This window comes from Nonomuraea basaltis (genome assembly GCF_005893125.1).
GTDB classification, from domain to species: domain Bacteria; phylum Actinomycetota; class Actinomycetes; order Streptosporangiales; family Streptosporangiaceae; genus Nonomuraea; species Nonomuraea basaltis.
On the sequence record NZ_VCJS01000151.1, the window covers coordinates 1 to 13,918 of the forward strand.

Annotated in this window: 9 protein-coding genes; 6 read left to right on the top strand and 3 right to left on the bottom strand. The window is 71.2% G+C overall.

The features are described from left to right. The first annotated feature begins 152 nt into the window (after window positions 1-152). Together EJK15_RS46470 and EJK15_RS46475 are read left to right on the top strand one after the other, a co-directional pair. Window positions 153-872, top strand: coding sequence for a hypothetical protein (locus tag EJK15_RS46470; protein ID WP_138716871.1), 720 nt, complete (start codon window positions 153-155; stop codon window positions 870-872). Continuing rightward, window positions 869-2,080 (top strand): S8 family peptidase, encoded by a 1,212-nt coding sequence (locus EJK15_RS46475; RefSeq protein ID WP_138716872.1) that lies wholly within the window; start codon window positions 869-871, stop codon window positions 2,078-2,080. The genes EJK15_RS46470 and EJK15_RS46475 overlap by 4 nt, the downstream gene beginning before the upstream one ends. A 184-nt stretch (window positions 2,081-2,264) precedes the next feature. Here EJK15_RS46475 and EJK15_RS46480 read toward each other — a convergent pair whose 3' ends face one another. Then, window positions 2,265-5,174 carry an endo-1,4-beta-xylanase gene (locus tag EJK15_RS46480; RefSeq protein WP_171074929.1) on the bottom strand — a complete coding sequence of 970 codons (2,910 nt, stop codon included), beginning with the start codon at window positions 5,172-5,174 and terminating at the stop codon, window positions 2,265-2,267. A gap of 240 nt (window positions 5,175-5,414) precedes the next feature. Between EJK15_RS46480 and EJK15_RS75300 the strand changes: the two genes are divergently transcribed. The 4 genes from EJK15_RS75300 (at window position 5,415) to EJK15_RS46500 (ending at window position 10,383) form a co-directional block, all read left to right on the top strand. Further along, a complete protein-coding gene (locus tag EJK15_RS75300) occupies window positions 5,415-7,667 on the top strand; it encodes a pectinesterase family protein (protein WP_171074930.1) in 2,253 nt (750 codons plus the stop codon). Between the two features lie 171 nt (window positions 7,668-7,838). After that, on the top strand, window positions 7,839-8,708 hold the full coding sequence (locus EJK15_RS46490) for a helix-turn-helix transcriptional regulator (RefSeq protein WP_138716875.1): 870 nt from the start codon (window positions 7,839-7,841) through the stop codon (window positions 8,706-8,708). An 87-nt stretch (window positions 8,709-8,795) separates the two neighbouring features. Beyond that, the gene (locus EJK15_RS46495; protein WP_138716876.1) at window positions 8,796-9,650 is read left to right on the top strand and encodes an oxidoreductase; all 855 of its coding nucleotides are present in this window, start codon (window positions 8,796-8,798) and stop codon (window positions 9,648-9,650) included. 1 nt (window position 9,651) lies between these two features. Further along, window positions 9,652-10,383, top strand: coding sequence for an SDR family oxidoreductase (locus EJK15_RS46500; protein ID WP_138716877.1), 732 nt, complete (start codon window positions 9,652-9,654; stop codon window positions 10,381-10,383). Here the strand turns inward: EJK15_RS46500 and EJK15_RS46505 are convergent, their stop codons facing one another. Continuing rightward, window positions 10,384-11,580: a cytochrome P450 family protein gene (locus EJK15_RS46505; RefSeq protein WP_171074931.1), complete on the bottom strand. Its 1,197-nt coding sequence runs from the start codon at window positions 11,578-11,580 to the stop codon at window positions 10,384-10,386. Window positions 11,581-11,720: 140 nt separating this feature from the next. Continuing rightward, window positions 11,721-13,832 carry an ATP-binding protein gene (locus EJK15_RS46510; protein WP_138716879.1) on the bottom strand — a complete coding sequence of 704 codons (2,112 nt, stop codon included), beginning with the start codon at window positions 13,830-13,832 and terminating at the stop codon, window positions 11,721-11,723. Between the last annotated feature and the right edge of the window lie 86 nt (window positions 13,833-13,918).

Consider the following 13,918-nt stretch of genomic DNA (forward strand, 5'->3'; position numbering starts at 1 on the left):
TGCCTTAAATTCCTTAATGCCTCGTTCGTACCGGCCGTGGCCGTGGAGATCACACACCCGGCTCAAGTGCACACCGGCTGCGTGATCAGTATGAGCGATGTCTCTTTTGTTTTTTTAGGGTCCCGTGGGCTCGGAGATGTGTATAAGAGCCAGTGATCGCCGGGATACTCGTCGCAGGCTTCGGCCTGCTGGCCGTGCTGGGCGGGGGCGGGATCATCGCGCAAGCGGTCTCCAACAGCAACCAGACCATCCGCAGCAAGCAGTACTCGATGGAGCTGTGGCGCAACGTGCCGGTCGAGAAGCTGTTCCCCCCGTCGATCGGCCGGGAGGACCCGGACAAGAAGGAGGTGGACCCGAACCGCGAACTGGGCTGGACCAGGGCCGCGATCTCCTCTGAGGTCTCGTGCAAGGTGGCGCTCTCCGGTGAGATGGCCAAGCTGGCGGCCGAGCGTGGATGCGTGGCGGCGCTGCGGGCCACCTACGTCGACGACACCGGCGGGACGGCCGCCACCGCGGCCATCCTCGCCTTCCGTGACACCGACGCCAAGAACGATCTGGACGCCATCGTCCAGGAGGCGCAGCGCGAACCGGACCACGCGGTGCGTGCCCTCCCCGCCCCCGGCACCCAGTGGAAGGATTCGGCGCGTACGGGGAACGGCGGCAGGGCCGTCCTGGATCTGTACACCCCCCTGTTCGTGGTGGTCACCGCGGGCCCGGCGGACGGCCGGCGGCCGGGGCGGCTGCCCGAGCCCTGGGGCAGGAGGGCCATCCCGCAGCGGGACGACCGCTCGGCATGGGCGCACACCGCTGAGGGGCTCGCGGAGAATCTCGCCAGCCGGTTGAACACGGAGACCAGGAAGGTCGGGGCATGATCCGGAAGCTGGTCGGTGCGGGCGTGCTGGCCACCGTCCTGGTGGCGGGCACGGCCGTGCCGGGCCTGGCCGAGGCGCCCCGGGGCTGGGAGCAGCAGGCCATGAGGGTGCCAGCGGCCCAGCGGCTCGCACAGGGCAAGGGGATCATCGTCGCCGTCCTCGACACCGGGGTCGTGAAGAATCATCCGGAGTTCAGGGGAAGGGTGACCACCGGCCCCGATTTCATCGGCGGTGGCGCCCGACCCGGGCAGCGCCACTGGGGCGACCACGGCACCGCGATGGCCTCCAGCGTGCTGCGGGTCGCCCCGCAGTCGCGCGTGCTGTCGGTACGGGTCATCTGGGACGCCGAGGACCCTGCGCGCAAGCGGGCGGAGGCCGCCGCCAAGGCCGGCGACACCGAGGCCGCCGAGCAGAGCCGGAAGGCGGGCAACTCGCTCGCGAAGGGCATCCGGTACGCCGTCGACAAGGGAGCCCGCGTGATCTCCATGTCCCTGGGCACCGCCGAGTGGGGGTGGGGCGGCTACGAGAAGGACACGGCCGCGGCCGTGGACTACGCCGTCAGCAAGGGCGTCATCCTGCTGGCCAGCGCCGGCAACGGAGGGTCTACCGACCCGCTCGAGGTCGACGCGAACAACACGATGTCCTACCCGGCCGGCTACCCGGGAGTGATCGCGGTGGCAGCGACGGCGCCCGAGGGCACGCGGGCCGATTTCTCCCAGGTGCACACGTACAACACGATCGCCGCGCCTGGAGTGGACATCTACGCGGCCGACAACCGCGGCGGCCATGCCATGGGAAACGGGACCTCGCCCGCGTGCGCCCTGGCCGCGGGGACTGTGGCGTTGATGTTGTCCCGCAATCCGGACCTGTCGCCCAGGCAGGTCCGGGACATCCTGGTGAAGACGGCCAGGAAGCCGCCGTCGGGCTACACCGTCTTTCTCGGATTCGGTCTGATAGACGCCGGAGCTGCGGTGAAGGCTGCCGGGGTCGCGAAACCCACCGAGGTCGCGGCCGTGCCCTACAAGGGGGCGAAGCACTTCGGGAACGGGCCGGTCGGCTCACCGGTCACCAACCCGCCGATCGACTCCGGCTATCTGGTCGCGGGCGGAGTCGGGGTCGGCATCGGGCTCCTGTGCCTGGGCGGCGCGCTCCTGCTGCTGCGCCGGCCGCGAGCGCGCCCGACGACCCATCCGCAACCCGGTGCTTGACAGAGCGACGGCATCAGGGCATGCGGACGATGGAGGGGTCAGGCCACGTCGGCGTGGCGCGGCTTGAAACCGACGTCAAGGTCAGCGTCGAGCGCGGCGGCCATGGACATTACGACATTCGTCTTTCCTGGCCCCGAGCGCGAAGCGCCCTGGTGAAGCCCGTTGCCCGGGACAGGGTCACCCATTACCGGGCCAGGTGGAGAACGCCCCAGTGGCTGGTGTCCAGGTAGCTGCGGCCGGTGCTGTCGTTCCAGGTCACCGCACCTGTACGGGCCGTCCCCGTGGCGTCGTTGACCTGCACGTCGAACCCCAGCAACGTGCCCTCCGTCAAGGTGACCGTAGGCAGCCGGATGGCCGCCTCGACGACGTACCCGCCCGGCACCACCTTGGCGACCGCCGAGAGGTTGTCCTTGACCCCGGCCGCGTCGAAGGTGCCGCCGACGGTCTGCCGGCCGGAGAAGCTGACCCGGTACTGGCCGTCGTCGTCCGTGTAGCCCTTGGTCTTGCCGTTGCCCGGGTCCACGAAGATCTCGACGGAGTCCTGCTCCCAGGGGTTCGCCGACTCCTCACTCAACACCGGGTCGGTGACCTGGGCGAGGACGTACAGCGTGGACCCGCTCCACAGCGACCTGACCTTCGCGGTCGCGCCGGACGTGCCCTGGATCCAGGTGGCGGTGCGGATCTCCGGCGCGGCCCGCCACGCCGCCTCCGCGACGCCGTCCAGCACGGGCGTGCGGTTCGCGGCGGAGGTGAGCTTGACGGCGGGAACGGCGGTCACCTTGCCCGTCCAAGAGGTGGCGGTGCTCCCGTCGCGCACGGTCACGTCCACGTCGGTGCCCTGCTTGACCAGCGCCTCGACGCGGTACCCGGTCGCGGTCCTCCTGACACCGGTCCCGGTTCGCTTGACGACGTAGGGGGTGCCGTCCACGGTGAACGCCACCCGGTCGTCCACGTTGACGGTCGGATCGGTGACCTCGGCGAGCACGTACAGCCCCTTGCTGGACGAGCGCGCCTGGAAGCCCGCGGACACATCGCCGATCCGCGCGATCGGCGCGTCGGGCAGCAGGTCCCACTCCAGGTCCCGCTTGCCGTCGACCCTGATCGCGCCGGCGGGCGCCTCCAGTCGGCGGACCAGCGGCGGCAGCTTGGACGGGTCGACGACGGCCCAGTAGGCGGGCTTGGCCTGCAGGTCGTGGTCGAAGAGCAGCGGCGCGTTCAGCCGCGGGATCGGCCAGGACTGCAGCCAGCTCACGTCGTCGGACTCGCCCCAGACGGTGACGGAGCTGAGGTTGCCGGCCTGCCGCCGGAAGGCGTCGAACAGCTCCTTGTACCGGTGCCCCTGCTCGGCGAGCAGCTCTGGCGGGATCGTGTCGTAGGAGGAGACGAAGTCGGTGTAGATGCTCACGTCCAGCTCGGTGACCTGCTGGTCCACGCCGAGCGTGGCGAAGCGCTCGATGGTGTCCTCGACGTAGGAGGCGGGCGGTTGCTCGATGTTCAGGTGGAGCTGGTGACCGACGCCGTCGATCGGCACGCCCTCGTCCTTCAGCCGCTTGACCAGGGCGTACAGGGCCTCGCGCTTGCGCGGGAACTCGGTGTTGTAGTCGTTGATGTACAGCTTGGCGTCCGGGTCGGCCTCGCGGGCGACGCGGAAGGCGGTGCGGATGAAGTCAAGGCCGGCGATCTCGTACCACTTGGAGCGGCGCAGACCGTCGGGCTGGTTCTCGTCCACCACCTCGTTGACCACGTCCCAGGCCGAGATCTTGCCCTTGTACCTGGTCACGAGCGTGCGCACGTGGTTCTCCAGCCGGCGCAGCAGCGTCTGCTTGTCGGCGCCCTCGAACACCCAGGCGGGGGTCTGGCTGTGCCAGGCGAGCGTGTGCCCGCGGATGGTCATGCCGTGCTCGACACCGAAGTTCACCAGGTGGTCGCCGTCGGCGAAATTGAACTCGCCCTCCCTGGGTTCGGTGGCGTCCCACTTCAGCTCGTTGCCGGGGGTGATGCCGTTGAAGTGCCTGGCCAGCAGCTCGCCGTGCACGCCGAGGGTGTCGGGCCTGGTGAGGGCCGAGCCCATGGCGAAGGGGACCTTGTCCTTGAGCGACGGGATGTCGGTCTGGATCGGCTTCGGCTCGACGTACGTCATCGCGAAGTCGTCCAGGTAGAAGGGGAATTCGCCGCCGTCGGACTCGACGTACACGCTGAGGAAGTCGACGTCGTAGGCCAGCGTGTACGTCCCCGCGAGCCGCACCCACTCCCCCGCCGGCACGTCCTTCGGCGTCACGATGCGCTCGTAGGTGGGCGTGCCGGCGCTGCGCCGTTCGATCGACAGGCTCAGCCGGCCCGCGCCGGTGTCCGGGCCGAGCCGTACCCACACTGACAGGGCGTACTTGTCGCCCTTGCCCATCCGGCCGAGCACGTTCATCGCGGGCCCGTCCCAGGAGGCCGACCGGCCGGTCACGGCGAGGCTGCGGGCGCCGCCGTGGGCGGCGGCGGTGCTGGACTCCAGCGTGGCGGAGGCGCGCGGCGACCAGTCCTGCGCGGTGCCGTCCTCGAAGCCGGTGCTGATCGGCTCGCGCGTGGGGTCGCCCTGCGGGCTGATGACGATGTCGTCCAGGTAGTACGCGGAGGTGGCGTCGGAGCTCTCGGCGTAGAGCTGGAGGTCGGTGGAGTCGGCGCTGAAGAGATAGGTGCCCGCGAGCCGCACCCATTCGCCGTCGGTCACGGTGGCGGCCGCGACCCGCTCGTACGCGGTGTCGCCGCCGGTGGGGGTGCGCTGCACAGTCAGCGCGATCGTGCTGCCCGGCTGACCCGTGACCAGCCGGGCGTACGCGGTCACGTGGTAGGTGACGCCTCTGGCGAACGGCGCGGCGATCGAGGCTCCGTGCCAGGTGGCGGTCCGTCCGGTGGTGAGCAGGCTGCTCGTGCCCCCGCGCGCCGCGTCCGTGGTGACCGCGACGGAGACGTCGCCGCCGCGCGGGCCCCAGCCCTGCGTGGTGCCGTCCTCGAAGTCGTACGTGAGATCGGCCGCGGCGTGCGCGGGAAGCACCGGCACGAGGCATAACAGGGCGGCGGTCACCAGGGCTCGAAGGGTGCGCACGGTGCTCCTAGGGGCATCCGAAATGAAAGTTTCAGAGATATGCCGATAAATATCAGGCGGACTGTAGATCCGGCGCGACGGCGCGGTCAAGACGCGCCGGAACATTCCGGCACTTCCGAGAACTTCTGCAACCGCTTGTTGCAGCAAAAGTGCAGTTTCACTGCATCTATTGACGTGTCAGGTGCATTACGCGAACGTTTCATGCAACCGATTGCCGCACACCCCCCCGCGAGGTTGCGCATGCGACTTCTGTTACTTCTCCCACTGATACTGATCGCGACGGCGACGCCCGCGGCCGCCCAGCCGCAGACGCGCGCCACGATCGTGGTCGCCGCGGACGGAACCGGCCACCACACGACCGTGCAGGCCGCGGTCGACGCCGTGCCGTCCGGCAACACGCGCCCGGTCACCATCCTGGTCCGCAAGGGCACCTACAGACAGCAGGTGGTCATCCCGGCCGACAAACCGCGCATCTCGCTGGTCGGCGACACGCGGGACCCCCGCGACGTGGTCCTCACGTTCGACGCCGCCGCCTCCACCCCCAAGCCGGACGGCTCGGGCAACTACGGCACCTCGGGCAGCGCCTCGTACGTGATCAGCGCCCCCGACTTCACGGCCCGCAACCTCACCTTCGAGAACTCCTACGACGAGGCCGCGAAGGGCGCCAGCCAGGCCGTGGCGGTGCGCACCACGGGCGACCGGCAGGTGTACGACAACGTCAGGTTCATCGGCAACCAGGACACCCTCTACGCCAACACCCCTTCCGCCACCACGGTCGCCAGGCAGTACTTCCGCGACTGCCACGTCGAGGGTGACGTCGACTTCATCTTCGGCCGCGCCACCGCCGTCTTCGACAACTGCGTCATCAAGGCGCTCAACCGCGGCAGCGCGGACAACAACGGCTACGTCACCGCGGCCAGCACGGAGCTGTCCAACCCGTACGGCTTCCTGATCTACCGCAGCCACCTGACCAGCAACGCCCCGGCGCGCACGTACCATCTGGGCCGCCCCTGGCCGGCCGGCGGCTCGGCGACGGCGCGCGGCCAGGTGCTGGTGCGCGAGTCGTGGCTGGGGCAGCAGTTCAAGGACGCCCCCTGGACCGACATGTCCGGCTTGAACTGGCGGGACGCCCGCCTGTCCGAACACCGCAACCACGGCCCGGGAGCGACCGTCAACGACGACCGGCCGCAGCTCACCGACGCGCAGGCGGCGGCCTTCACGCCGGAGAAGTACCTCGCGGGCAGCGACGGCTGGAACCCCGTCCGCCGCCACCCGCGCCCCGACCCGTACGGGCTGGGCAGGGAGGTCCTCCCCCGCGACGACGGCTGGGCGGCCGCCACCACGGGCACGACGGGAGGCTCGGCGGCCCGGCCCGAGAACGTGCACGTCGTCTCGACCAGGGCACAGCTGCGAGCGGCGCTCGGCGACCCCGCCGACAACACTCCCAAGATCGTCTATGTGAAGGGCGCGATCGACGCCGACACCGACGACTCAGGAGCCCCGCTCACGTGCGCCGACTACGCCGTGAACGGCTACAGCCTGCCCGCCTACCTGGCCGCGTACGACCCGGCCGTGTGGGGCAGGACCAGCGTTCCGTCGGGCCCGCTGGAGGACGCGCGCAAGGCGTCGTACGCGAAGATGGCCGAGCACGTCACGATCGCGGTCGGCTCCAACGTCACTCTGGTCGGCGCGGGCCGGGACGCCGCGCTGAAGAGCTTCGGCGTGCGGATCGGCAACGCCGACAACGTGATCGTCCGCAACCTGACCATCACCGACACCTCCGACTGCTTCCCGCAGTGGGACCCGACCGACGGCGCCGGCGGCAACTGGAACGCCTCGTTCGACAACTTCGAGGTGTCCGGCTCCACCCACGTCTGGCTGGACCACAACACGCTCAACGACGGCGACAACCCGGACTCGGGCCAGCCGCTCTACTTCGGCCGCCCGTACCAGGTCCACGACGGGCTGCTCGACGTCGTGCGCGGCTCCAACTACGTGACGCTCTCCTGGAACCACCTCAGCAACCACGACAAGGTGACGCTGATCGGCAACACCGACAACCCGGCCAGGTACGGCGAGGAGGACAAGCTCAAGGTCACGCTGCACCACAACCACTTCGAGGGCCTCGGCTCACGAACCCCTCGGGTGCGCTTCGGCCAGGTGCACGTCTACAACAACTACTACACGGGCGGTGACACGCACGGGTACAGCCTCGGCGTGGGCTTCGGCTCCAAGGTCTACGCCGAGAGCAACGCCTTCGACGGCATCCCGGCCGCGAAGGTCCTGACAGTGTTCAACGGCACCGCGATCACCGCGAAGGACAACGTGGTGGACGGCGTCGTCACCGACCTGGTGGCCGCGTACAACGCCGCCAACGGCACGGCGCTCGGCTCGGACGCCGGCTGGACCCCGGCCCTGTTCACCCGCATCCACCCGGCCAAGGCCCTGAAGGCCCTGGTCCCGGCGGGTGCCGGCGCCGGGCGCCGCCTGTAGCCCGACCGGGGACGGCGGCCTGAGCGGCCGCCGTCCCCTGGAGCAACATCACGGCGTCACGCCCCCAAATGCACCACACGGCTTCCTGCCCCGCAAATGCCGCGATGGTGGGTGTAGCGCGGCCACCCTCAGCGGCCCAGCCGAGGCCCTATCTGACCTAGCCTCGAAGACATGGACAGGGAGAACCGGCTCGGCGAATTCCTGCGGGCCCGCCGCGAGCTGCTGCGCCCCGAGGACCTCGGCCTGCCGCCGGGTGACCGCCGGCGGGTTGCCGGCCTGCGGCGGGAGGAGGTCGCCCAGCTGGCCGGCGTGAGCGCCGACTACTACGTACGGCTGGAGCAGGGCCGCGAACGCCACCCCTCCGCCCAGGTGGTCGAGGCGCTGGCCGGCGCGCTGGCGCTGGAGGAGGACGCGGCCGCGCACCTGCATCTGCTGGCCCGCCCGGCTTCCGGCAGGCGCCGTCCGGCGCCGCGGCGGGAGCGGGTCAGCCCGAACCTCCTGCGCATGATGGAGGCCTGGCCGCACACGCCGGCCGTGGTCCTGGGCCGCTGCCTGACCGTGCTCGCGCACAACGCCCTGGGCAAGGCCCTGTTCGACGGCCACGCCTTCAGCGGGGACCTGGTCCGGCTGGTGTTCCTCGACCCGGACGCGCGGCGGTTCTACCCCGACTGGGACCGGGTGGCGGTCAACACCGTCGCCGGCCTGCGGGCATCGGCCGGCGCCGACGACGACGATCCGCGGCTGATCGAGGTGGTCGGCGAGCTGTCCATCAAGAGCGAGGCCTTCCGCCGGCTGTGGGCCCGCCACGACATCCGCCAGAAGACCCATGAGACCAAGCGCTTCCGGCATCCCCTGGTCGGCGAGCTGACGCTGCACTACGAGTCGCTGACCGTGAACAGTGCACCCGGCCAGCAGCTCGTCGTCTACCAGGCAGACCCGGGCAGCCCGTCCGAGGAGGCCCTGTCCCTGCTGGGCAGCCTCACCGCCGACACCGTGCAGCTCCGGCGGCAGCAGGAGAACGCGCCCACCACCGAGGACTGAACCGCCCCACCATCGCGCCTCCGGCTCGCACGACCGCCGGAGCGCCATCCCGCCATGCCACCGACCACATGATCGGAGTGACTCCACATGAATGACACCCCCGTCTGGTTCATCACCGGATGCTCCACCGGCCTGGGCCGCGCGCTCGCCGCCGCCATCCTGGAACGCGGCTGGCGAGCGGCCGTCACCGCCCGCGACTCGAGCCAGGTGGCCGATCTGGCCGCCGGGCACGGGGACCGCGCCCTGGTCCTGCCGCTCGACGTCACCGACCGAGCCCAGATCGCGGAGGCCGTCAAGCGGGCCGAGGCCGATTTCGGCCGCATCGACGTCCTGGTCAACAACGCCGGCTACGGCTACCTGGCCGCCGTCGAGGAGGGCGAGGACCACGAGATCCGCGCCCTGTTCGACACCAACGTCTTCGGCCTGGCGGACGTCACCAAGGCCGTCCTGCCGGGCATGCGCGCCCGCCGGTCCGGCCACATCGTGAACGTCTCCTCGCTCGGCGGCCTGGCCGCGTTCGGCGCGACCGGCTACTACCACGCCACCAAGTTCGCCGTGGAGGGTCTGTCGGAGTCGCTGGCGGCCGAGGTGGCGCCGCTGGGCGTGAGGGTGACGATCGTCGAACCGGCCGCGTTCCGTACCAACTGGTCCGGTCCCTCCATGCGGCAGTCGCCCGTGCACATCGACGACTACGCCGAGACCTCCGGGGCGCGGCGGGCGGCCACCCTGGCGACGTACGGTCACCAGCCCGGGGACCCGGCCCGCGCCGCCGAGGCGATCGTCGCCGCGGTCACGGCCGCGGACCCGCCGCTGCGCCTGCTGCTGGGCAAGGTCGCGTACGACATCGCCGCCGCCCGCCTCGACACCCTCAGAACCGCCTTCGACACCTGGCGGGACCTCACCCTCAGCGCCGACTACCCCCAAGAGCAGAAGGAAGCCTGACATGACCACCACCCAGAAGATCGTCCTCGTCACCGGCGCGAGCAGCGGCATCGGGCAGGCCACCGCGCTGCGGCTGGCCCGCGAGGGACACCACCTCGTGATCGGCGCCCGTCGCGAGGACCGCCTCGCCGCCGTCGCCGAGACGATCAGGAACGAGGGCGGCGGCGTCGACGTGCACCGCCTCGACGTCACCGACCGCAAGGACGTGGCCGCGTTCGCCGACGCCGCCGCGGAGCGGCACGGCCGGATCGACGTGATCGTCAACAACGCGGGCGTGATGCCGCTGTCGCGCCTGGACTCGCTGCTGGTCGAGGAGTGGGACCGGATGATCGACGTGAACGTCCGCGGCCTGCTCAACGGGATCGCCGCCGCCCTGCCCCACTTCCAGCGCCAGGGCGGCGGCCACTTCGTCACCGTCGCCTCCATCGGCGCCCACCAGGTGGTCCCGACGGCCGCGGTCTACTGCGCCACGAAGTACGCCGCCTGGGCCATCACCGAGGGCCTGCGTCTGGAGGTCGACCCGAGCATCCGGGTCACCACCGTCTCGCCCGGCGTCGTCGAGTCCGAGCTGGCCGGCACCATCACCGAGCCGGGCGCGAAGGAGGCGATGCGTGCCTACCGGGCAGACGCCATCCCGGCGGACGCCATCGCGGACGCCATCTCGTACGCGATCGGCCAGCCGGCGGACGTGGACGTCAACGAGCTGATCATCCGCCCGGTGCGGCAGCGCTGATCAGTCCGGGAGCAGCACCGGCAGCTCGACCGGGCCCTCGGTGATGAAGGACTGGCTGTAGACGATCTCATCGGGGTGGACGGCCAGACGCAGCCCGGGGAACCGCCTGAACAGCGATGACAGCGCGATCCTGGTCTCCAGCCTGGCCAGCGCCCCTCCCAGGCAGAAGTGCGGGCCGCGACTGAAGCCCAGGTGCGCCTCCGGGGCCCGGGAGATGTCGAACCGCGCCGCGTCGAGCCCGAACCTGGCCGGGTCCGTGCCGGTCGCGCCGAACCCCATCAGGAGGGCCTGTCCGGCCGGCAGCCTGACCCCGGCGATCCGCACGTCCCGCAGCGTGTAGCGGAAGGGCGCACTGGTCACCGAGCTACGGCAGCGCACCGTCTCCTCGACCACCCGCTCCCAGGCGTCCTCCGCGCGGGCCTTGGTGAGCTGCGCGGGGTCGGAGCACAGGGCGATGACGGCGTTGCCGATCAGGTGGACGGTGGTCTCGTGGCCGGACAGGAGCAGCAGCCACAGGATCCACAACATCTCGTTGTCGGACAGCCGGTCGCCGTCCTCGTCCTGGGCGCGGATCAGCGCGGTGGTCAGATCGTCGCGGGGGTCGCGGCGGCGCCGCTCGATGTGCCCGGCCAGGTACGCCAGCAGCTCCGCCCGCATCCTCGCGGCCTCCTCGGGGCCGAGGTTGTGCGCGATGACCTGCAGGGCCCACTCGCGGACCTGGGCGCGCTCCTCCGGCGGCACGCCGAAGAGCTCGGAGATCACGGCGACGGGCAGCGGCTCGTTGAAGTGGCGCACGAGGTCCACCCGCTCGCCCTCGGCCGCCGTCTTCTCCAGCAGCTCGTCGGCCAGCGCCTGGATGCGAGGCGCGAAGCGCTGCACGCGGCCGGCGGTGAAGGCCCGGCCGATCAGGCTCCGCAGCCGCCGGTGGTCGTCGCCGTCCTTGGTCAGCAGATGATCGCCCTCGATCAGCGGCCGCATGGGCCAGCCCGGCGGGATCGTGCCGTCGTGCAGGGCGGGGAAGTTCCTGGAGTCCTTGCTGAAAAGCGTGTCCTCGTTGGCCAGGATCTCGTTGATCGCGTCGTAGGTGGTCACGACCCAGGCGTTCACTCCGCCCGGGAGCTTGATGGGCAGGATCGGTCCGTACTCGTCACGGTAGCGGCAGATCGTGTGCGACGACCGTTCTCCGGGGACCGGCAATTGGAGAGGAGGGGTTTCATGTGCGCTCCAAGGTGCGACGTTTCCTTCACCCTCCGTGATATCGCGACAGCATCCAAGTCCCGACGGTGTCACCGCGAGGGGGACGACATCTATCCCCAACGCCACGTCCGAGTTCAGCGTCACAGAGGTGACCCGCCGTTCGGCAGGCCCTCACCCTCGGGCTCGAGCGCGTACGCGATGCCGGCGTCGTTGTCGCTGTCGTAGCCGGTGTGGTAGGCGACGCGGTAAGCGTCGTCACCGAGCGTGTCGCGGGCCTGCCGCTCGCACTCCTGCCGGGCGGCGACCCACGCGGGCACATTGGCCTGGGCCTGGCCGTGGGTGCTCCAGATGCGCTGCGCCAGCCCGAGCAGCCGGGCCGCCCGCTCGGCCCGTCCGGCCGCGCCCGCCGCCAGGGCCAGCAGGTCCGCCGTCAGGCCGAGGCCGAAGCTGTCGTGCAGCCGCCGCTTGGTCCGCAGGGCGGCCTGGCCGTAAGTGACGGCCGCGTCGAGGCGGCCGCGGCTCAGCTCGGCCTGCCCGCGCAGCAGGTCACCGTGGGAGCGCATCGACTGCTCCCCGCGCTCGTCGCACAGCGCGCGCAGGTCGTCGAGCACGCTGATGGCGTCGTCCACGCGGCCGTCCACGGTGAGCGCGTGGGCCCGGCACAGCAGCGCCAGGAGGCCGGCCAGGGTGAGCTCCTCGCCGTTCCACCGCGTGATGTACGCCTCCTGCGACTCCGCCATCGCCTGCGGCAGGTCGCCGCGGATGACGCCGGCGGACGACCTGAGCGCCTTGACGCACATGGCGGCGTAGGCGTCGCCGGGCTCCGCGGCGGCCTCGCACTGGGCGGCCCTGGTCACGACGCCGTCCGCGTCACCCTGGGTCGCCGCCAGGAGGCCGTCGGCCCACAGCGCCTGGACGAGGGCCGGGCCCGGCTCGCCGTCCAGGGCCAGCGCCTGCTTCAGGTAGTGGCGGCCCTCCTTGGCGTAGCCGCAGCCGTACCAGAAGAACGCCAGCGTGCCGGCCAGCTCCAGCGCCGCCTCGCCGTCCTTGCCGGCCAGCGAGGCCTCCAGCGCGGCCCGCAGGTTGTCGTGCTCACCGATCATGCGGTCGTACCAGGACATCTGCCCGGGGCCGAGCCAGCCGGCGACGCCGCGCGCGGCCAGCGCCAGATAGTGGTCGCGGTGCCGCCGCCGGAACCGCTCCTCCTCGCCCAGGGTGCGCAACCAGCCGGCGCCGTACTCACGCAGCGTGTCGAGCATGCGGTAGCGCTCCCCGGCTCCGGTCGGCAGCCAGGTCAGGATCGACTCGTCGGCCAGCGCGTCGAGCAGCAGCCCGACGTCGGCCGCCGGCAGCCGCTCGTCGGCGCACACGTGGCGGACGGCCTCGGCGTCGAAGTCGCCGGCGAACACCGACACGCGCGCCCACAGCAGGCGCTCGGCGGGCTCGCACAGCTCGTGGCTCCACCCGACCGCCGTGCGCAGCGCCTGGTGCCACGGCGGGTCGGCCTCCCCGGGCCCGGCCTCGAGCGTGGCGAAACGGTCGTCCAGCCGGTCGGCCAGGTGCTCGACCGGGAAGTCGCGCAGCCGGGCCGCGGCCAGCTCGATGGCGAGGGGGATGCCCTCCAGGCGGCGGCACAGGCGCACCACCGCCGCCTCGTTGTGCTCGGCGACCTGGAAGCCGGGCATCGTCTCGGCGGCGCGCTCGGCCAGGAGGGCCACCGCGTCCTGACTCCCGACGTCCGTGGCGTCCGCGGCGGGGACGGGCAGCGGGTCCACGGCGTACACCAGCTCGCCGGCCGCCTCCAGCGGGCGCCTGCTGGTGGCCAGGACGCGCAGTCCCGGAACGGCGGCGAGCAGCGTCTCGACGGTGTTCGCGCAGGCGCTCACGAGATGCTCGCAGGTGTCGAGCACGAGCAGGACCTCGCGGCCGAACAGGTGCTCGGCCAGCACCTCGGCCATCGGGCGGGTGGTCTGGTCGGTCAGCCTGAGTGCCTCGGCGATCGCGTGCGGCAGGAGGGTTCCGTCATCCAGCGGGGACAGCTCGACCAGCCAGGCTCCGCCACCGAACTCGGGCCGCAGGTCGGCCGCCGCCCGCAGCGCCAGGCGGGTCTTGCCGACCCCGCCCACGCCGGTGAGGGTGACCAGGCGGGAGCGCCGGCACGCCCGCCGGATCTGGTCCAGCTCGTTTCGGCGACCGATCAGGCTCGTCAGTTCCGAAGGGAGGTTTCCTGCCTGCCACTTACCTGCCATCATGATCGCCACTCCATCGAATGCGGTTCTGATAGCAGCTTGCCTGACTCTCCCGTTCTCCATCACTAAAAGTGAGAAAGTAGCTACTC

Excerpts from the sequence above, each read along its gene's own strand:
- EJK15_RS46490 (WP_138716875.1), top strand. The coding sequence starts at position 7,839 with ATGGACAGGGAGAACCGGCTCGGCGAATTCCTGCGGGCCCGCCGCGAG.
- EJK15_RS46495 (WP_138716876.1), top strand. The coding sequence starts at position 8,796 with ATGAATGACACCCCCGTCTGGTTCATCACCGGATGCTCCACCGGCCTG.
- EJK15_RS46500 (WP_138716877.1), top strand. The coding sequence starts at position 9,652 with ATGACCACCACCCAGAAGATCGTCCTCGTCACCGGCGCGAGCAGCGGC.
- EJK15_RS46475 (WP_138716872.1), top strand. The coding sequence starts at position 869 with ATGATCCGGAAGCTGGTCGGTGCGGGCGTGCTGGCCACCGTCCTGGTG.
- EJK15_RS46510 (WP_138716879.1), bottom strand. The coding sequence starts at position 13,832 with ATGATGGCAGGTAAGTGGCAGGCAGGAAACCTCCCTTCGGAACTGACG.
- EJK15_RS75300 (WP_171074930.1), top strand. The coding sequence starts at position 5,415 with ATGCGACTTCTGTTACTTCTCCCACTGATACTGATCGCGACGGCGACG.